Annotated in this window: 17 protein-coding genes and 2 tRNA genes; 8 read left to right on the top strand and 11 right to left on the bottom strand. The window is 69.4% G+C overall.

What is annotated here, in order from left to right:
• Nucleotides 1-18: 18 nt before the first annotated feature.
• Together ACWA7K_RS07805 and nadC are read right to left on the bottom strand one after the other, a co-directional pair.
• A tRNA-Gly gene (locus ACWA7K_RS07805) sits at nt 19-92 on the bottom strand.
• 51 nt (nt 93-143) lie between these two features.
• Nucleotides 144-1,004 (bottom strand): carboxylating nicotinate-nucleotide diphosphorylase, encoded by an 861-nt coding sequence (gene nadC, locus ACWA7K_RS07810; RefSeq protein WP_456167273.1) that lies wholly within the window; start codon nt 1,002-1,004, stop codon nt 144-146.
• A 364-nt stretch (nt 1,005-1,368) separates the two neighbouring features.
• On the opposite strand from nadC, the gene ACWA7K_RS07815 reads away from it, so the two are divergent.
• On the top strand, nt 1,369-1,680 hold the full coding sequence (locus ACWA7K_RS07815; protein ID WP_456167275.1) for a hypothetical protein: 312 nt from the start codon (nt 1,369-1,371) through the stop codon (nt 1,678-1,680).
• Nucleotides 1,681-1,861: 181 nt separating this feature from the next.
• Here ACWA7K_RS07815 and ACWA7K_RS07820 read toward each other — a convergent pair whose 3' ends face one another.
• Complete coding sequence (locus ACWA7K_RS07820) at nt 1,862-4,384, bottom strand: penicillin acylase family protein (protein ID WP_456167277.1); 2,523 nt, start codon at nt 4,382-4,384, stop codon at nt 1,862-1,864.
• Between the two features lie 112 nt (nt 4,385-4,496).
• Here ACWA7K_RS07820 and ACWA7K_RS07825 point away from each other — a divergent pair, with 112 nt between their 5' ends.
• On the top strand, nt 4,497-5,507 hold the full coding sequence (locus ACWA7K_RS07825; RefSeq protein ID WP_456167279.1) for a D-2-hydroxyacid dehydrogenase family protein: 1,011 nt from the start codon (nt 4,497-4,499) through the stop codon (nt 5,505-5,507).
• 3 nt (nt 5,508-5,510) lie between these two features.
• Here ACWA7K_RS07825 and ACWA7K_RS07830 read toward each other — a convergent pair whose 3' ends face one another.
• Genes ACWA7K_RS07830 through ACWA7K_RS07840 form a run of 3 tightly spaced genes read right to left on the bottom strand, consistent with a single transcriptional unit; the run spans nt 5,511 to nt 7,426 of the window.
• Entirely contained in the window at nt 5,511-5,888 is a 378-nt protein-coding gene (locus ACWA7K_RS07830) for a hypothetical protein (RefSeq protein WP_456167281.1), read from the bottom strand.
• 8 nt (nt 5,889-5,896) lie between these two features.
• Complete coding sequence (gene rlmB / locus ACWA7K_RS07835; RefSeq protein ID WP_456167283.1) at nt 5,897-6,634, bottom strand: 23S rRNA (guanosine(2251)-2'-O)-methyltransferase RlmB; 738 nt, start codon at nt 6,632-6,634, stop codon at nt 5,897-5,899.
• Between the two features lie 21 nt (nt 6,635-6,655).
• Nucleotides 6,656-7,426, bottom strand: coding sequence for an ABC transporter ATP-binding protein (locus ACWA7K_RS07840; protein ID WP_456167285.1), 771 nt, complete (start codon nt 7,424-7,426; stop codon nt 6,656-6,658).
• Between ACWA7K_RS07840 and ACWA7K_RS07845 the strand changes: the two genes are divergently transcribed.
• Nucleotides 7,425-8,039, top strand: coding sequence for an arylesterase (locus ACWA7K_RS07845; RefSeq protein ID WP_456167287.1), 615 nt, complete (start codon nt 7,425-7,427; stop codon nt 8,037-8,039). The two genes, ACWA7K_RS07840 and ACWA7K_RS07845, sit on opposite strands and share 2 nt — an antisense overlap.
• Before the next feature lie 21 nt (nt 8,040-8,060).
• Here the strand turns inward: ACWA7K_RS07845 and phaR are convergent, their stop codons facing one another.
• The 4 genes from phaR to ACWA7K_RS07865 all read right to left on the bottom strand — a co-directional run bounded on the left by phaR (nt 8,061) and on the right by ACWA7K_RS07865 (nt 12,115).
• The gene (phaR, locus tag ACWA7K_RS07850; RefSeq protein ID WP_456167289.1) at nt 8,061-8,642 is read right to left on the bottom strand and encodes a polyhydroxyalkanoate synthesis repressor PhaR; all 582 of its coding nucleotides are present in this window, start codon (nt 8,640-8,642) and stop codon (nt 8,061-8,063) included.
• Nucleotides 8,643-8,784: 142 nt separating this feature from the next.
• A tRNA-Val gene (locus ACWA7K_RS07855) sits at nt 8,785-8,861 on the bottom strand.
• Nucleotides 8,862-8,928: 67 nt separating this feature from the next.
• Nucleotides 8,929-11,220 (bottom strand): RelA/SpoT family protein, encoded by a 2,292-nt coding sequence (locus ACWA7K_RS07860; protein ID WP_456167291.1) that lies wholly within the window; start codon nt 11,218-11,220, stop codon nt 8,929-8,931.
• Nucleotides 11,221-11,242: 22 nt separating this feature from the next.
• Nucleotides 11,243-12,115 carry an alpha/beta fold hydrolase gene (locus ACWA7K_RS07865; RefSeq protein WP_456167293.1) on the bottom strand — a complete coding sequence of 291 codons (873 nt, stop codon included), beginning with the start codon at nt 12,113-12,115 and terminating at the stop codon, nt 11,243-11,245.
• Nucleotides 12,116-12,190: 75 nt separating this feature from the next.
• On the opposite strand from ACWA7K_RS07865, the gene ACWA7K_RS07870 reads away from it, so the two are divergent.
• The gene (locus ACWA7K_RS07870) at nt 12,191-12,961 is read left to right on the top strand and encodes a 3-hydroxybutyrate dehydrogenase (protein ID WP_456167295.1); all 771 of its coding nucleotides are present in this window, start codon (nt 12,191-12,193) and stop codon (nt 12,959-12,961) included.
• Nucleotides 12,962-12,972: 11 nt separating this feature from the next.
• On the opposite strand, the gene ACWA7K_RS07875 is transcribed toward ACWA7K_RS07870, so the two are convergent.
• Nucleotides 12,973-13,737 (bottom strand): SIMPL domain-containing protein, encoded by a 765-nt coding sequence (locus ACWA7K_RS07875; protein ID WP_456167297.1) that lies wholly within the window; start codon nt 13,735-13,737, stop codon nt 12,973-12,975.
• 175 nt (nt 13,738-13,912) lie between these two features.
• Between ACWA7K_RS07875 and ompR the strand changes: the two genes are divergently transcribed.
• From ompR to ACWA7K_RS07895, 4 genes are all read left to right on the top strand, one after another.
• Nucleotides 13,913-14,647: an osmolarity response regulator transcription factor OmpR gene (ompR, locus tag ACWA7K_RS07880; protein WP_305748083.1), complete on the top strand. Its 735-nt coding sequence runs from the start codon at nt 13,913-13,915 to the stop codon at nt 14,645-14,647.
• Nucleotides 14,648-14,701: 54 nt separating this feature from the next.
• Nucleotides 14,702-16,150: an ATP-binding protein gene (locus ACWA7K_RS07885; RefSeq protein ID WP_456167299.1), complete on the top strand. Its 1,449-nt coding sequence runs from the start codon at nt 14,702-14,704 to the stop codon at nt 16,148-16,150.
• Between the two features lie 79 nt (nt 16,151-16,229).
• A complete protein-coding gene (locus ACWA7K_RS07890; RefSeq protein ID WP_456167301.1) occupies nt 16,230-17,642 on the top strand; it encodes an AAA family ATPase in 1,413 nt (470 codons plus the stop codon).
• Nucleotides 17,643-17,674: 32 nt separating this feature from the next.
• Nucleotides 17,675-19,141, top strand: coding sequence for a VWA domain-containing protein (locus ACWA7K_RS07895; protein ID WP_456167303.1), 1,467 nt, complete (start codon nt 17,675-17,677; stop codon nt 19,139-19,141).
• Nucleotides 19,142-19,144 lie beyond the last annotated feature (3 nt).

A 19,144-nucleotide genomic window follows, 5' to 3' on the forward strand; every position in this document is an offset into this window, starting at 1 on the left:
GATGAATCAGGAGGAATCTGGAGCGGGTGAAGGGAATCGAACCCTCGTATGAAGCTTGGGAAGCTGCCGTTCTGCCATTGAACTACACCCGCAGCGCAGCGCATTCTAGCCAGCGGGCAGGGCGCCCGGACCGGCCGGCGTGTTCAATCGTCCGCGAAGCGCATCGACAGGTCGACCGCTCGCAGGTGCTTGGTCAGCGAGCCGACCGAGATGCGGTCGACACCGGTCTCGGCCAGGCTGCGGATGCTCTCCAGCGTCGCGCCGCCCGAGTACTCGATCAGCGTCTTGCCGCCGCAGGCGCGGTGCTCGCGCACCATCTGCACGGCGGTGCGGATGTCGGGCAGCGAGAAGTCGTCGACCAGCAGCAGGTCGACGTCCTCGTCCAGCGCGATGCGGGCCTCGGCGAGGTTTTCGGCCTCGGTCATCAGCGGCACCTCGGCCCCCAGCGCCCGCGCCTGGTGGATCGCCTGCCGGATCCCGCCGGCCGCCGCGATGTGGTTCTCCTTGATCAGGATGCCGTCGTACAGCCCGATGCGGTGGTTCACGCCACCGCCACACACGACGGCGTACTTCTGTGCGTTGCGCAGCCCGGGCAGCGTCTTGCGGGTGTCGACGATGCGGGTGCCGGTGCCGGCCACGGCATCCACATAACGCCGCACCGTGGTCGCCGTGCCCGACAGCGTCTGCAGGAAGTTCAGCGCGGTGCGCTCGCCGGTCAGCAGCGTGCGCGCCGGCCCCGACAACAGGCAGACCACCTGATCGGCCGCCACCTGCGCACCCTCGGCGACGGTCCATTCGATGCGCACCGGCGACTGCAGCGCCCGGAACACCCCGTTGACCCACGCCTGACCGCAGATCACGGCCGCTTCGCGCGCGACGATCCGCGCCCGCCCATACGTCGCCGGATCCACCAGCTGCGCCGTCACATCGCCACTGCCGATGTCCTCGTTGAGGGCGTGGGCCACGATGAAGTCGAGGTCGGCAGGCAGGCGTGGCGCGGTCATCGGGAGGACTTTCGGTAAGACGTGAGTCGGCAATCGGGCCGTCATTCTGCCGGTCTTCATCTGCCGAACATTCCCATCCGTCGCACCGCCACGCAAAACCTCAGCCCTCAGGGGGATGCACCCAAGCGACGTTCGGCCGGCATGGTGCCCGGTTGCATTTCTCCAGAGGACTCCATGATCCGTTCAGCCATCGTCGCCGCCCTTGCCGCCCTCACCCTCGCCGCGTGCGGGGGAGGGGGGAGCAGCAGCACCACCACCAGCGGGGGGCGGCACCAGCGGCGGGACCGGCGGCACGGCCACTGCGTTCCTGTCGGGCGTGTTCTCGGAGTACACCGGCGGCGTAACCCCCGATCCGGCCAACCGGATGCAGACGCTCCACCTTCGAGGGTCCGCGAAGTTCACCGGCACCGCGTCACCCGTGACGGGCGCGCTCGACGTGCCGTGTTCGATCACCGTGGACGGGGCGGCGTCGACCGTGGCGTGTGTGACCGAGTTCACCGTCAGCACCGGCACGACGGAATCCGGCGTCTATGCTGGCGTGCTGGCCGTTGACCTCGCGCCGCTGGCCGCAGGGGCGCACACCATCTGCGTGACGCTGCACCCTGAGAAGTGGGCCAGCACCTGGAGCGGCATCAACCACGCCAGCAACTGCGCGACCGTCACCGTCGCACCCTGACCACCTGCAGCACCGGCCGCGTCGGGCTCATCGACGCGGCCGCGTCGTTTGCGCAGCGACCGTTGAAGAACGGCTAACGCGGTTTGGTTCGCTGTGTTAGTTGACATAATCAACATCGTCACGCATCAAAGATCCGGCAAGACAACCCCGGCACGGCGCCATCCCACCCATGAGCCGACCCTCAAGGCAGGACCGCCCTCAGCGTCAGCTCATGGGTGGATGTCGCCGCAGGCCACAGCGGCATCAGGTCGCCTTGGGCCCAGCGGGTCCAGAGGCTGGCGTAGTCCGGTGAGACCGGGATGCCCGACTGGCCGCCGGCGATGACGATGCGGGACTTGGACGGATCGGCCAGGTCGTAGACCGCACGCAGGCCCGGGCCTTGTTCGACCTGGAAGGCGCGCGGATCGTCGGGGTCGGGGCGCAGGTTCACGCGCATCGCGTCGATCGTGTGGCTGTCACCCGGCACGGGCGCGCTTCGTTCGAACAAGCGGCGCAACGGGGGTACCTGGCTGAACGGTCGGTGCTCGGCACGGGCGACATGCAGGCGATCCCAACGCCAGGTGGACGGATCGGCGCCCAGTCGGCGGCGCAGCTGGATGACGGCATCGGACAGGGCCGCGTCGACCTGTTCCGCGCAGGTTTCGAGCCGGTCCTTCGTCGACTTGTCGTCGCACCACCACGCATCCTGCCGGGCCAGGATGCCTTCGATCCCGTCCCGGAAGGAACGCCGTTCGCTGAACTGGCGACCCCAGAGCGGACCGAGCTCATCAGCCACGAGCCTTCGGGTCAGGGCCTGCACCCAGGCGTTGAAGAGGCTGGCCGCCGGAGAGTCGGACGCCATGTCGCCGACAAAGCCGGCCTGCATCGACCCGATCACCGCCAGATCGAGATCGGCCGGTGGCGCGGGCACGCCGGGAAGCGTGCCCCAGCGGGCGGCGTGGAAAGCCTCCAGCAGCGGCCGGGCGCCCAGGGACAGGACGTCCAGCTGCATCGCGGCCAGGCTGGCCACGTCGTGCCGTGGCTGGGCTTGTAGCCGCTCGACGATGCGCCTGTAGCGGTGTGGCGCCGCCCATTCCGAGCTCAGGTAGAACGGATAACCGTCGGGCGTCGACCGGTGATTGGCCGTGGCGAGCCAGCCGTCGGGCGGATCGAGCATGACAGGCAGCTGCGCGGCCGGGATCGAACCCTGCCAGTCGTAGCGCGCCAGCCATCCTGGTGCGGGGACCTGGCCGTGCAGGTCGTGCCCGGGCCCGCGCACCGGCACGCGGCCGGGCAACACCAGCGCGATCCGGCCGTGCGGGCCCTGCCGGTCGGCCACCAGCATGTTCTGCATCGGGGCGCCGTAGGTTCGGCTGGCGGCGATGAAATCGTCGATCGAGCGGGCGCGGTTGAAGCCGAGACCGGCGGCGATCGACGTGACGTCCGGATCGAGCGCGGTCCACCGCATCGCGATCGCGTAGGACTGCCCCGCCCTGCCCGTCAACCCTTCGGTGGCCGGCAAGGCGGCGTCCGAGATCACCGGGCCGTGCCGGCCGGTGCGCACCTGCAGCAGCACCGGCGTGGACTGGCCGCGGACGGCGATGCGCTCATCGCGCACCTCGAAGCGGGCCCAGCCTTCGGGCGTCCGGTAACGCAGCGGGTCGGCGGGATCGACGGCTTCCAGGTAGAGGTCCTGGACATCCGGATTGGTGTTGGTGTAGCCCCAGGCGATGTCGGCGTTCTGGCCCAGCACGATGGCGGGTAATCCGGGGATGCTGGCGCCGGCCACGTGCAGGCCGGGCGCATCCAGCCGTGCGAGATACCAGAGCGCCGGCATGCTCAGCCGCAGATGGGGATCGTTGGCCAGCAGCGGCATGCCGCCTTGACTGCGGCGGCCGTCAACCGCCCAGTTGTTCGAGCCGACACCCTCGACGCCGGACTCGGGCGCCATGCCGATCAGGCGTTCGACCGTCTCGCCGCCGTGCACCTGCCAGTCGCGCGCCAGCTCGGTGTAGTCCGCGACCGGCAAGGGCTGCTCGCCCGGATAGGGCGGCAACAGCTCCTGGATGCGCCGCAGGTCCATGCGCGCGGCCAGCCGAAGGCGCAGCAGTTCGGTGGTCCAGTTGCCGCCCAGGTCCCAGGCCATCATGATCGACCAGGCCAGCGAGTCGACCGGCGTCCAGTGGGTCGCCTTCAGGCCCAGCAAGACGAACTCGGGCGGACGGGCTCGCAAGTGCTGCCCGGACCACGCGTTGACGCCATCGGCATAGGCCTGCAGCGCGCGGCGCGAAGGCTCGTCGAGGCGCTCCCATTGGACTTGTGCGGCGCGACGCACGCCCAGGGCGCGCAGGAAGCGGTCGTTGTCCAGCGCAGCCGCACCGAAGGCTTCCGCCAGCTCGCCGGCGCCCGTGCGGCGATGGAGTTCAAGCTGCCAGAGCCGGTCCTGGGCATGGGCATAGCCAAGCCCGAACCAGGCGCCTTCGGCACGGTCAGCCTGGATGCTCGGCACGCCTTGCGCGTCACGGGCGATCCGCACATCGCCCCAGCTGCTGACCACCGTGCGGGCCCCCGAGACTCGCGGCAGGACCTGCTGTCGCCACGCCGCATAGGCGGCCAGCACCAGCAGGACCAGCAGACCGAGCCCCCAGGCGATGCGCCGCAACCAGCGTGTCAGCCGAGGCGTTCGGCGCGCGGCGACGGGCGATGGGGTGCGTCGGACAGTCATGTGCGCATGGTGCCCCGGGTGATGCCTGACACGGCTTCAGGACAAGCCCGAAGTTCGGCCGCGATGGCGGCATGAAGGCTCGGGGCACAATGTCATGAACGAGAAAAAGCCCATGAACATCGTCATTCTCGATGACTACCAGGACGCCGTGCGCAAGCTGCCATGCGCGTCGCTGCTGGAGCCCTACAACACCAAGGTCTACACCAACACGGTCAAGGGCATCGGCCAGCTTGCAGTGCGGCTGCGCGATGCCGAGATCCTGGTCCTGATCCGGGAACGGACGCCCTTCCCTCGCACCTTGCTCGAGAAGCTCCCGAGGCTGAGGCTGATCGCGCAGACCGGCCGCGTGGGCTCGCACATCGACCTCGAGACCTGCACCCGCCTGGGCATCGCGGTGGCCGAGGGCGTCGGTGATCCGACCGCGCCGGCCGAGCTGACCTGGGCGCTGATCATGGCGTCGATGCGGCGCATCCCGCAGTACATCGGCAACCTCAAGCACGGCGCCTGGCAGCAGGCGGGACTGAAGGCGGGTTCGATGCCACCGAACTTCGGCCTCGGTCTGGTGCTGAAGGGACGCAAGCTCGGCGTCTGGGGCTATGGCCGCATCGGCAAGCTGGTCGCCGGCTACGGAAAAGCCTTCGGCATGGAGGTCCGGATCTGGGCCAGCCCAGAAGGCCTTGAACGGGCGCGGGCCGATGGCCACGAGGTCCATGCCAGCCGCGAGGAACTGTTCGAGCAGAGCGACGTCCTGACCGTGCACCTGCGTCTGGTCGATACCACCCGCGGCCTGATCGGCATGAGCGACTTCGCGCGCATGAAGCCGACCGCGCTGTTCGTCAACACCTCGCGTGCCGAACTGGTCGAGGAAAACGCCCTGGTGACCGCACTGAACCGGGGTCGCCCGGGCATGGCGGCGGTCGACGTGTTCGAGAGCGAGCCGACGCTTCAGGGCCATCCGCTGCTGCGGCTCGAGAACGCGGTCTGCACGCCGCACATCGGTTACGTCGAACTCGACAGCTACGAGCGCTACTTCCACGCCGCCTTCACGAACGTCGTGAAGTTCCTGGAAGGCTCGCCGACCCACATCGTCAACCCGGCAGCGCTCGCAGTGGCACGCCGCTGAGGGTCAGTGCGGGTTCTCGTAGAAGACGTAGGACGTCGAGTAATCGCTGAACTCGAAGTACACGCGCTTCTCGCCATCGTTGACCTTGCCGTCCAGGTTCTCGTCGAGAACACCGTAGCCGTAGCGATAGGGGCGCGCGACGTTGTCGTCGGTGCCGTAGGCCGTGCTCAGCTTGTCGATCTTGATGAAGCGCCGCACCAGCTTGTCGCCGGCGAAGATCTCCAGCACACCGTTGGTGCCGGTCCAGTTCTGGATGCTGCGGCGGATCTCGTTCTGACGTTCCTGCGTGCAGGCCGCCAGGCCGGCCACAGAGGCGATCACCAGGGCCAGCGCACCCGCGCGGGCCAGCGGCTTCAGGGAGACGGGAAGGATCGGGTTCATGGTCGGGTTCAGCTCCGTTGGCGCAGGGATTCGTACAGGCAGATGGCGGAGGCCACCGAGACGTTCAGGCTCTCGACCGCCCCGCGCATCGGGATGCTGACCAGCTCGTCGCAGGTCTTGCGCGTGAGCTGTCGCATGCCGCTGCCCTCGGCGCCCAGCACCCAGGCGATCGGGCCGGCGACGTCGCTCTGGTAGAGCGACCGCGGGGCGTCGTCGCTGGTGCCGACGATCAGGATGTCGCGCTCCTTCAGTTCGCCAAGCGTGCGCGCCAGGTTGGTCACCATGAAGTACGGAACCGTCTCGGCTGCGCCGCTGGCCACCTTGGCGACGGTCGCATTGATGCCGGCGGCGTGATCGCGCGGGGCGATCACCGCATGGGCACCGGCACCATCGGCCACCCGCAGGCAGGCGCCGAGGTTGTGCGGGTCGGTGATGCCATCGAGCACCAGCAGCAGCGGCGGTCCTTCGACCGCGTCGAGCAGGTCATCGAGCGACTTGTTCAGCACGACGGGCTCGACCCGCGCGACGACGCCCTGGTGGCGCGTGTTGCCGGCGAGCTGGGTCAATCGGGCGTCATCGCTGTCGACGATGCGCAAGCCGGCGGCGCGGGCGCGCTCGACGAACTGGTGCATGCGGGCATCGCGCCGGGAGGCGTCGACATGGATCTCCTGGACCGACGCGGGGGCGGTCTTCAGGCGGATGGTGACGGCGTGAAAACCGAACAGCAGGCGGGTGGGAGCAGGCATCGCCCGATGGTAGCGGTGGCCTCAGCCGACCAGACGACCGGCCTCGATGCGCAGTTGCCGATCGCAGCGGGCGGCCAGGGCAGGATCGTGCGTGACCAGCACCAGCGTTGTGCCGGCGGCGCGGTTGAGCTCCAGCATCAGCTGCATGACGCTCTCGCCGGTCGCATGGTCCAGGCTGCCGGTCGGTTCATCGGCCAGCAGCAGCGAAGGTTCGATCACGAAGGCCCGTGCCAACGCGACACGCTGCTGTTCACCGCCCGACAGCAGACGCGGGTAGTGGCCCAGACGGCTGCCCAGCCCGACGCGGCCGAGCATGTCGGTGGCGCGCTGGCGGGCGTCGCGGTCGCCGCGCAACTCCAGCGGCAGCATGACGTTCTCCAGCGCGGTCAGGTGGGCCATCAGCTGGAAGCTCTGGAACACAAACCCCAGGCGCTCGCCGCGCAGGGCCGCGCGGCCGTCCTCGTCGAGCCCGAACAGGTCGATCCCATCGAGCTTCACGGTGCCGGCGGTCGGCACATCCAGCCCGGCCATGATCGACAGCAAGGTGCTCTTGCCCGATCCCGACGCGCCCACGATCGCCACCGATTCCCGGGGCGCGAGGCGGAAGCGGATGTCATGCAGTATCGTGAGAGTCCCGTTTGCATCGCGCACCTGCTTGGTGACGCCCTGCACGTCGATGATGGATGCTTGCTCGACCACGCTGATGTCCCGTCCTCTGTTGAAACCGTCGTTGTCATCGGCCTTGTCGGCCACACCGATCGATCGGCGCGACTGTATCGCGCGACTCGGCATGCTCGCCGGCGCGGGGCTGTTGGGCGCCTTGTCGACAGCCCGGGCAGCAGGCCCTCGAACGGTGCTGATCGTGGGCGACAGCCTGTCGGCCGAATATGGGTTGCCGCGCGGAACCGGCTGGGTCGCCTTGCTGGAGCGGCGGCTCGCCGATCGCAAGTTAGCGGCCACGGTGGTCAACGCCAGCATCAGCGGCGAGACGACCTCGGGCGGACGATCAAGGCTGGATGCGCTGATGAAACGGCATCGGCCTACTCACGTCGTGATCGAACTGGGTGGCAACGATGCCCTGCGTGGCCTGCCGTTGCGCATGACCGAGGACAACCTGCGCGCGATGGCCCGGTCGGCCAAGGCGGCGGGGGCGTCGGTCCTGTTGATCGGCATGCAGATGCCGCCGAACTACGGCGCCGCCTACGCTCGCGATTTCGCCTCGATCTTCGGCCGGGTGGCCAAGGACGAGCAGGCCGCACTGGTGCCCTTCATGCTGGCTGGCCTGGCCGACGGCGGGGACGCGATGCGCTGGTTCCAGCCCGACCGCATCCACCCTGTGGCCGCCGCGCATCCGATCATCCTGGACACGATCTGGCCGGTGCTCGAAGGCTGGCTCAGGCGCTGAGCCAGCGAGCTTCGGGCCTCGTCATTCCTTGGGTGGGGTGCCCAGGCCCGGCATGCCGGGGAAGAAGCTTCCGGCCTGCTTCTGCATCTGTTCCTGCATCTGGGCAAACAGCGACTTCGACTGGTCGAGATAGCTGCTCATGAAGCCCTGCATCACCGGTGCCTGCATCGACATGAACTGCGACCAGGCATCCGGGTTGAACGGCTTGCCTTCGTAGAGGCCGCCGGTCTGTTCGGTGTAGCGCTTCTGCAGGTCGATGAAGACCATCAGGTTCTTCTCGAGATACGCGCCCATCAGACCCTGCATCGTGTGGCCGTAGAAGCGGATGATCTGCGCCAGCATCTGGGTCGAGAACATCGGCACGCCGGCTGTCTCTTCTTCCAGGATGATCTGCAGGAGGATGCTGCGGGTGATCTCCTCGCCGCTCTTGGCATCGCGGACCTCGAAGGTCTCGGCATCCAGCACCATCTGCTTGACGTCGGCCAGCGTGATGTAGCTGCTCGTCTGCGTGTCGTAGAGCCGGCGGTTCGGGTACTTCTTGAGCACGCGCAGGCCGGCGTTGGGACCGCTGTCGGTCGCGTCGGTGCGGCGGGTGGCTGGCATGGGGGCGGTCTCCTCGGGCAGATCGGCGGATTCTAGGGATCGAGCCGGACGCGTCATCCTGGGGTTTGAACGATGCAGCGACCGCGCAAAACAAAAAGGGCACCGGCTTGTGACCGGTGCCCTTCAGCAACCTCAGGAAATTTGGTAGGCGCGATTGGATTCGAACCAACGACCCCCACCATGTCAAGGTGGTGCTCTAACCAACTGAGCTACGCGCCTGGGAAGAATTGAATAATAGCATGGATGTCGAAGTCGTCAAGCCCTGCGATGCGAATCGTGGTGAATCTCATCGACGGCGGGCGTGCTGGACACCCTTTACCTGGCTGAGCTGGCTCATGACGTGAGCCAGTCGCGAGGCGTTCGAGACCTCGATCGTGAAGGTCATCGCCGCCGTGCCGCGCAAGGTCTGCGTGTGGACGCCGGTGACGTTCATCTTCTCTTTCGCGAAGACTTCCGAGATGTCGCGCAGCAGCCCCTGCCGATCGTGTGCGGTGATGGCGATGTCGACCGGGTAGACCGCGCTGTCGCCCTTCGCATCGCGTGATTCGCCCCAGGCCACCGGGATGACCCGTTCGGCGCTGCGTTGCGCCATCTCGCGGTAGTTGATGCAGTCGGCACGGTGGATCGACACCCCGCGGCCGCGCGTCACGTAGCCGCCGATGCGGTCTGGCGGCGCCGGGCGACAGCAGTGCGCCAACTGGGTCAGCAGCGAGTCGACACCGACGACCAGCACGCCGCGCCCGCCGCTGGACTGGCTGCGCGCGCGCTTGAGGATCGGTGCCTCTTCGGACACCGCCGGCTCTGGCGGCCGCAGCAGCTGTTCGATGTTGCGCAGCGAGAACTCGTCCTTGCCGACCACCTCGAACAGTGCATCGGCAGTCCGGAAACCGAGCTGCGCGGCCAGGTCATCGAGACGGAAGGCTGTGCGGCCTTCACGCTGCAACAGCTTCTCGACCGCCTCGCGGCCACGCGCGATCGTCTCCTGCTGGGCACGGGCGTTGAACCAGGCGCGCACCTTGGCGCGCGAACGCGGGCTCTGCAGGAATCCGAGCTGCGGGTTGAGCCAGTCCATCGACGGCCCACCCTCCTTGACCGTCACGACCTCGACCGTCTGGCCATTGCGCAAGGGCGTGTTCAGCGGCTGCAGCGCGCCGTCGATCTTGGCGCCACGACAGCGATGACCCAGCTCGGTGTGCAGGTGGTAGGCGAAGTCGATCGCGGTCGCGCCGGCCGGCAGTTCGATGATGGTGGCCTGCGGCGTCAGCACGTAGATGCGGTCCTCGAACAGGCCCTTGCCGGCGCTGCCATCGGCCGACACGGGCGACACGCCCTGCTCGTCCGCACCGGCCAGTTCCCGCTCCCAGGCCAGCAGCTGATGCAGCACGGCACGACGGGCCTGGGCGACGCGGCTCTCGAAATCACCGGCAGCGGTGACACCCGCATAACCTTTGGTGCCCGCCTCCTTGTAAGCCCAGTGCGCGGCGACGCCGCTCTCGGCGTGTTCGTGCATGGCGCGGGTGCGGATCTGGATCTCGATCGGCCGCTGGTCCGCATCGAGCACGACGGTGTGCAGCGATTGGTAGCCATTCGGCTTCGGGCGTGCAATGTAATCGTCGAACTCCTCGGGCATCGCCTGCCAGAGTTCATGCACGCGGCTGAGCGCCGCATAACAGGCCGGCACATCGGCGACCAGCACGCGCAGCGCCCGCACGTCCAGCACCTGCGTGAAGTCCAGGCCCTTGCCGCGCATCTTCTTCCAGATGCTGTAGATGTGTTTCGGGCGCCCCTGCACCTGCGCCGGCAGGCCCTGGGCGGCCAGCGCATCGGCCAGTTCCTGGCGGACCCGCTCGATGCCGGCCTCGCGCTCGACGCGCTTCTCGTCCAGCCAGCGGGCGATCTGCTTGTAGGGCTCGGGCTGCAGGAAGCGGAAGGACAGGTCCTCCAGCTCCCACTTGATCTGCCAGATGCCAAGACGGTTGGCCAGCGGCGCGAAGATCTGCTGCGTCTCGCGTGCCAGCGCACGCGGACAGGGCTGGCGCGACGCCGCGTAGTGGCGCAGCGTCTGCAGCCGCGATGCCAGCCGCAGCAACACGACGCGAAGGTCGTGCGAGAAGGCCAGCAGCATCTTGCGCACACGCTCGAGCTGCTCGGCCAGCACCTCGGCATCGGTCTCGTCGGCCAGCGCATCGCGGGCATTGCGTTGCAGCTTGACGAGCTTGCGGGTGTAGGTGACGAGCCGTGCATAGGAAGGCCCGAAGGCCTGCTCGACCACCGTCTCCGGGTCGGTCAGGAAATCGCCCGCGTAGACCAGGTAGACGGCCGCCTGCATCGACGGCGCAGCGCCGATGTCACTCAGGATGCGCGCCACGCCGTCGGCATGGGTCATCGCGTCCTCGCCGGTGTCGAAGTTGCGGCCGGTCAGCAGCGGCAGCGCGAACGCACGTGCCCTTTCAAGACGCTCCTGCTCGGCGGCGGCGTCCTGTGGCTGCCCGGTCGTGGCCGATTCGTCGGCCAGCGCGAGGATGGGCGACAGCGCTGTGATGGCCTCAGCGCCGCGCTCGAGGCCGGTGGTCTTCATCGGAACGGATCGGATGGACGGTTCAGCGTCCGGCCTCCAGGAAGCCGACCACCGCCGCGACCTGGTCGGGTGCGACCAGCGTGGGCGCATGGCCGACGCCGCCGAACTCGACCAGCGTGGCCTTCGGACCGCGCTGCGTCATCGCCTGCGCGGTGGCCGGCGACAGCAGGTCGGACTCGGCTCCGCGCAGCAGCAGCGTCGGCGCCTGGATGCGGTCGTAGGCGGCCCACAGCATGGTCTCGCCAGCCTTGGCGATCTCGGGCGTCACGGCCTTGAAGGCCGCTGCGATCGCCGGGTCGTAGTGGGGGATCAGGTCGCCCTCGGGGCTGCGCTTGAACTGCGGTCGCGACAACGCGGCCCATTGTTCGTCGGTGTGCGGGCCGAAGCTCGCGGAGATCGTGCGCAGGAAGGCGGCGCCCTGGGCCTCGTCCGGGAAGCGCACCGGCGCGCCAAGGTAGGTGCCGATGCGCTGCAGCGACGAATACTCGATCACCGGCCCGACGTCGTTGAGCACCAGGCGCTGCACCGGGGTGTTGCGCAGGCTTGCCAGACCCATGCCGATCAGGCCGCCCATCGACGTGCCGACCCACGACACCTTCGGCACGTTCAACCGGGCCACCAGCGTGACCATGTCGGCCACGTAGGCCGGCACCTGGTAGCCCATCGGATCGACCAGCCAGTCGGACTGGCCACGGCCCACCACATCGGGGCAGACGACGCGCCAGCGCGGTGCGAGGGCACGAGCCAGCGTGTCGAAGTCGCGGCCCTGGCGCGACAGGCCATGCACGCAGACGACCACGTCGGGGTTGTCGGACTCGCCCCATTCCCAGTAGCCCATGCGGTGCAGGCCGGTGGAATCGAGGCAATCGACGTGATGCAGGCGCGGTTCTGGCATGGGCTGGCTTGTCATGGAGGGCAAAGGACCCCCCTTCATAATCGTCATCGTACCCAACTGCTCAAGGAACCTCTCATGCTCAAGGGCAAGACTGCGCTGGTCACCGGATCGACCAGCGGCATCGGACTTGGCGTCGCGCTCGCGCTGGCACGCCAGGGCGCGAACATCGTGTTGAACGGCTTCGGCGACGTCGAAGGGCCGCGTGCCCAGGTCGCCGCGCTGGGCGTGCAGGTCGGCTACCACGGTGCCGACATGAGCAAGCCGGCCGAGATCGAGGCCATGATGGCCTACGCGGCCGAGACCTTCGGCGGCGTCGACATCCTGGTCAACAACGCCGGCATCCAGTTCGTCGCGCCGGTCGAGTCCTTCCCGGTCGAACGCTGGGACGCGATCATCGCGATCAACCTCAGCTCGGCCTTCCACACCACCCGGCTGGCCCTGCCCGGCATGCAGGCCCGCAACTGGGGCCGCATCATCAACATCGCCTCGGTGCACGGCCTCGTGGCGTCGGCGCAGAAGTCGGCCTATGTGGCCGCCAAGCATGGCGTGATCGGCCTGACCAAGGCGACCGCGCTCGAGAACGCCACCACCGGCGTGACCTGCAACGCGATCTGCCCGGGCTGGGTGCTGACCCCGCTGGTGCAGAAGCAGGTCGATGCGCGTGCTGCCGCCGAAGGCATCGACAACGCCGAGGCGACGCGGCGCCTGCTGGGCGAGAAGCAGCCGTCGCTGCAGTTCACGACGCCCGAGGAACTCGGCGAACTCGCCGTCTTCCTGTGCTCGGCCGCCGCCAACAACGTGCGCGGCGTGGCCTGGAGCGTCGACGGCGGCTGGACCGCCCAGTAAGGCGCGCAGCGTCAGGGCGTCATGCGGATCGTGCCTTGCACGGTCACGCCCAGACGGCCCTTGCCGCCTTCGACCGGCAAGGGCGCCGCATCGGCCATCGGTGCGGCGGCCGCCTTCATGAACATCACGGGCGGGCGGCCCGCCTCCTCGTTCTCGACCCGCGTGACCTGCGCCTCGACCAGCGTGTAGCCGCGATAGCCGAACTGCTCGGCGATCTCGCCGGCGCGCTGGCGGAACTGGCGGATCGCCTGCGCCGTCAGCGCGCTTTCCTGCTGATCACGTGCCGCCGGCGACAGGCTGTGCTGGACCGACTGCACCGTCATCCCCTCCAGCTTGCCCGCCAGTGCCGCGATGCGGGCGGTGTCGCGGCCCTTCAGCTGGAGTTCGGCCACGCCGATCCAGCCGTTGACGCGCCCTTCCCGGCCATAACGCGGCGACAGGTTGAAGGCGCCGGTGGTGACCTCCAGCGTCTCGCTGCGTTCGCGTCGTGCGCTCGCCAGCGCGTGGTCGAGCACCTGCTTGAGCTGCGTCTGGACCAGCGTCGCATCGGCCCCTTCGCGCTGGACCCGCAGCACCACGCCGAGCGTGTCGAACGCGATCTCGGTCGCGGCTTCTGCCGACAGGCTGACCTGGTGGCCCCGCTGCGGCTCGCCGGCCTCGGCCGCCCTTGCCGACGGCGCCAGGGCCAGTCCGATCGCGAGTGCCGCCAAGGCGCTTCGCAGCACCGGCAGGCTGCGGAAATCAAGGCCGGGGAAGCGCGGGAATCGAGCGGGCATGACGTCCTTTCGTGGGGTCTGGAACACGCTGCGACGCAGCGCACAGGCTCAACGCGGCAGGGCTTCACGGGGTGCGCACCACCAGCCGAAAGAAATGTAACAGGGGGTCAAGGCAGCCAAAAACCCGCTTGGGCCATGCGCACAATCGTGGCTGTTACAAATTCCGGAGCCGCAGATGACGACGCCCAACCCCCAGCGCACCGACCGCATCGTCGTGGTCGACGACGACGCCCGCATCCGCGACCTGCTGCGCCGCTACCTCACCCAGGAAGGCTTCGAGGTCCTGCTGGCCGAGGACTCCAAGGCCCTCAACCGCATCCTGACCCGCGAGACGGTCGACCTGATCGTGCTCGACCTGATGCTGCCCGGCGAGGACGGCCTGTCGATCTGCCGCCGCCTGCGCGCCGGCAACGACATCACGCCGATCATCATGCTGACGGCCAAGGTCGACGACGTCGACCGCATCGTCGGCCTGGAGGTCGGCGCCGACGACTACCTGCCCAAGCCCTTCAACCCGCGCGAGCTGCTGGCCCGCATCAACGCCGTGCTGCGCCGCCGCCCGGTGATGGAAGCGCCCGGCGCGCCGTCGCGCGAGGCCCAGACCGTCACCTTCGGCCCGTTCGAGTTCGACCTGGCGCTGCGCCGCCTGACCCGCGAAGGCGAGGTCATCTCGCTGACCACCGGCGAGTTCTCGATGCTCAAGGCGCTGGTGCGCCACCCGCGCCAGCCGCTGTCGCGCGACAAGCTCGCGCAGCTGGCCCGGGGCCGCGAGTTCGAGCCCTTCGACCGCAGCCTGGACGTGCAGGTCTCGCGCCTGCGCAAGATGATCGAGCCCGATCCGTCGCAGCCGCGCTACATCCAGACGGTCTGGGGCGTCGGTTATGTGTTCGTGCCGGACGGCGCGGCCTGAGACTCGCCTTCCCGGTATCCCAGCTGACCCGGCAGCACCGATCAGCGAGCGTCCATGGTCGCCACCACCACCGCCAATTCCGTGCAGGGCCCGCCCTCGGTCTCTCCCAGCTCGACCCACCGCCGCAGCGCCTCGCCGGCACAGCGGCGGCCGCTGCATCGCTTCTTGGCGATGTTCCGCCGGACCTTCATCCTGAGCCTGTTCTGGCGCACCTTCCTGCTGCTGTCGCTGATGCTTGGCGTGGGCATCCTGGGCTGGACCTACGTGCTGCGCTACTTCGAGCTGGAGCCGCGTGCCGTGCAGGCGGCCCAGCAGATCGCCAGCCTGGTGAACCTGTCGCGTGCGGCCCTGCGCTACACCGACCAGGTCAACCGGGTCGCGCTGGTCAAGAACATCGCCGAACAGGAAGCCGTCAAGCTGCAGCCGCGTGAACCGGGCGACAAGTGGGAGCCCTTCGAGGTCGACCGCTTCACCCGCACCATCGGCGCCCAGCTGCGCAGCCGGCTCGGCCCGCAGACGGTGGTGGCCAGCAGCGTCAACGGCAGCAGCGGGCTGTGGGTCGGCTTCCTGATCGAGACCGACCAGTACTGGCTGCAGGCCGACCCGAACCGGGTCCAGACCGCCATCACCGGCATGACCTACTTCCTGGTCATGGGCCTGACCTTCGTCGCGACGCTGATCGTCTCGGCCTACATCGCCGCCAAGATCAACCTGCCGCTGCGCGAACTGAGTTCGGCGGCCAGCCGGATCCGCGAGGGCGAGTACACCTCGCGGCTGGACGAGGACACCGCGACGATGGAGATCCGCGAGGTCAACCGCGGCTTCAACCGCATGGCCCGCGAGCTCGCCAAGATCGAGGACGACCGCGCCGTCATGCTGGCCGGCATCTCGCACGACCTGCGCACGCCGCTGGCGCGCATCCGGCTGGAGACCGAGATGAGCGTGGTCGACGAGGAAGCGCGCCGCAACATGGCGATGGACATCGACCAGCTCGACGCGATCATCGACAAGTTCATGGACTACGCCCGGCCGACCGAGGTCAAGCTGGTGCCGATCGTGCTGGCCGTGCTGCTCGACACCGTCGCGCGGCGCGTCTCCAGCGACCACCTGAAGATCACCGCGCGGGTCACCACCGACGTGCGCGTGATGGGCGACGAGACCGATCTCGACCGCGTCTTCGCCAACCTGTTCGAGAACGCGCGCCGCTATGCGCAGTCCGAGGACGGCATCGCCCGCGTGACCGTGACCTACGCCAAGGCCGGCCAGTGGGTCGTCGTCAGCGTGCGCGACGAGGGCCCCGGCGTCAGCCCCGAGACGCTGGCGCGCCTGACCACGCCGTTCTATCGCGGCGACAAGGCCCGCACCCACACCAGCACGACGGGCGCCGGCCTGGGGCTGGCGATCGTCGAGAAGACGGTCACGCGCATGGGCGGCCAGCTCGAACTGGCCAATGCGCCGCAAGGCGGTTTCGTCGCCTACGTCAAGCTGCGCCGGGCGGCCTGAACGTGCCCCCCCCCGGGGCAGGGCAAGCACGGCCCTGTCGCGTCGGCTTCGCGTATGCAAGGTCTTGCAGAATGCCGGCATGACCTCCGAACACGCCCTGGCGCAACGGCTGCGCGACCACCTCGACGCCCTTGAGGCCGGCCTGCTTGAACGCAGCGTCGCGACCCGGTTGATGCTGCTGGCCGCGCTGGCCGGCGAACACGTGCTGCTGGTCGGCCCGCCCGGCACCGCCAAGAGCGAGCTGGCGCGGCGGCTGCACGGCGTCATGGCCGTCGGCCACTGCTTCGAGCGGCTGCTGACACGCTTCTCGACGCCCGAGGAGCTGTTCGGCCCGCTGTCGCTGAAGGCCCTGGAGGACGACCGCTACGAGCGCCTGACCGAGGGCTACCTGCCGACCGCCGGCGTGGCCTTCCTCGACGAGGTGTTCAAGGCCAACTCGGCCATCCTCAACGCGCTGCTGACGCTGCTCAACGAGCGCGAGTTCGACAACGGCCAGCAGCGCCTGCGCGTGCCGCTGGTCAGCGTCGTCGGCGCGACCAACGAGGTGCCGACCGAAGAGGCGCTGCTCGCCTTCCATGACCGTTTCCTCGTGCGCGTGCCGGTCGAACCGGTCAGCGACGACAGCTTCGGCGCGCTTTTGCGGCTGAGCCCGGCGGCGCGCGCGCCGATCGCGCAAGCGTGGCAGCCGGCCGAGATCGACGCGCTGATCGCGGCACGCGAACGTGTCTCCCTGCCCGACGCCGTGCTGGCCCATCTGGCCGACCTGCGACCGCGCCTGCGCGAATGGGACATCGCCGTGTCGGACCGCCGCTGGCGCCAGGTCGCCGGGCTGTTGCGCAGCGCCGCGCTGACCGAGGGGCGCGACGCCGTCGACACGCTGGACCTCTGGCTGCTGCCCTACACGCTGGCGCAGCAGCCGGCCCAGGTCGAGCCACTGGCGCAGTGGTTCTTGCGCGAGGTGGTCGAGGCCGCCCCGCAGGCGCCGACCTGGCTGGCGCGCGCGGTCGAAGCCTTCGACCAGCAACTCGGCCTGGAACGCAGCGCCGAGGCCGAGGACGTGCTGGACGCCGGTGCCGGCAAGCTCGCGCTGGCCAAGGCCATCGGTGGCCAGACCACGAACGAGGGCATGTTGCGCATCGTCGGCGCGGCGCTGGAAGCACACCAGCGGCGCCGCTACAGCCCCGTCCACATCGACGCCCGCGTGGCCCAGGTCGACGAGGTGCTGGCGACGGTGCGCGGCCATCTGGACGCGCTGCAGGCCGATCTGGACGCCCTGCGCGCGCGCCTGGCCGGCCGCATCTGGCTGCCGCCGGCGCTGGCGCAAGGTTTCCTGGCCGAACGTGAACGCACCGTCGACGCGCTGACGACGCTGGCCGCGCAGCTGGTCGCGCTGCGCGCCGGTTATGCCGCCTTGCCGATGGACGAGCGCAGCGACGCCGTCGCGCCCGGCCCGGTCGCCTACGAGGCCGACGCCACCGCGCGGCGCGCCTGAGCGGTCGACGCGTCGCCGGTTCACGCCCAGCCATGCGCGCGCTCGACGCCCCCTACGACCCGCTGGCGCAGCAGGCCCGCGAGCTGTGGCTGCCGGCCATCGTCAACTCGGTCGGCGACACCCGCCAGCGCATCGCCGACCTGGCGCGCTGGGTCGACGCGCTGGACCAGGGGCTGCTGCCGCCCCGGCCCTGCGACTTCGGCGATGCCGAGGCGGTCACGCCGCTGCGCGAGGTGATCGAGCGGCTTGAGCTGCCGTCGCTGTGCCGTGGCGTGCCGGCGCTGGCGCAGCAGGTGCTGCGCACGATGTTCTGGTCGCTCGACCGCATCGTCGACCTGCAGCCACCGCTGAGCCGGTCCGAGGCGATCGCCCGGGTCAGCGCCGATTTCGAGTCCGAATGGACCCGCCAGACCATCGGCCTGGAGGACGAACTGGCCTTGCTGCAGGGCCTGGGCGAGCTGGCGCACCTGCGCTGGGACGAGATCCAGGGCGTGCTGCGTTCACGCGAGTGGCAGGAGGCGCAACGCCTGAGCGCGCTGCTGGCGCACCTGCAGCCGCTGGTCGACCTGATCCGCCAGTTGGGCCGCAGCGAACACGATCCTTCGGCGCCGCCGGCCGACACGCTGGACGCCGAACCGGCCCGCAGCCGCCGGCCGATGCGCACCCGCGAGACGCTGCTGCCCGGCGCCCCGGGCGAGCTGACCGGCATCCACCGATCGGCCCGGCTGGACCGGCTGCTGGGCAGCGAGGCGGCGCAGATCCGCCACCCGGTGCTGCACCGGCTGTGGCGCGCCCGGCTGGCCGAGGCCAGCCTGCTGACCTACGACAGCCAGGGCGTGCTGCTGGAACAGGTGCCCGACCCGACCGCCCGCGCGCCCTCCCCCGCCCGTTCGCTGCGTGCGCCGCGCCAGCGCGGGCCGCTGATCCTGTGCGTCGACACCTCCGGCTCGATGCAGGGCGCGCCCGAGAAGATCGCCAAGGCGGTCGTGCTCGAAGCCCTGCGCACGGCCCAGCGCGAGCAGCGCGGCTGCGTGCTGATCGCCTTCGGCGGCCACGGCGAGATGTTGACGCGCGAGCTGCACGCCGGCCGCGACGGGCTGCAGGCGATGCTCGACCTGGTCGGCATGGGCTTCGACGGCGGCACCGACGTGCAGACGCCGATCGAACACGCGATCGAGCTAGTTCACGACGCGCGCTGGCGCAGCGCCGACCTGCTGATCGTCAGCGACGGCGAGTTCGGCTGCGTGCCGGCCACGCTGGACCGGCTGGACCTGGCGCGCGAGCAGCTCGGCCTGCGCGTCCAGGGCATCCTGATCGGCGACCGCGAGACGATGGGCCTGCTGGAGACCTGCGACGCCATCCACTGGCTGCGCGACTGGCGCCGCTTCGAGTCGGGCCAGCCGCTGCGCGAGGCGACCGTGCCGGTGCACACGGCCAGCCTGACGGCGCTGTACTTCCCGAACGCGCTGAGCGCGCGGGCGTCGCGGCACAAGCGCTGATCG

The organism is Leptothrix mechoopdaensis (SeqCode), assembly GCF_053893855.1.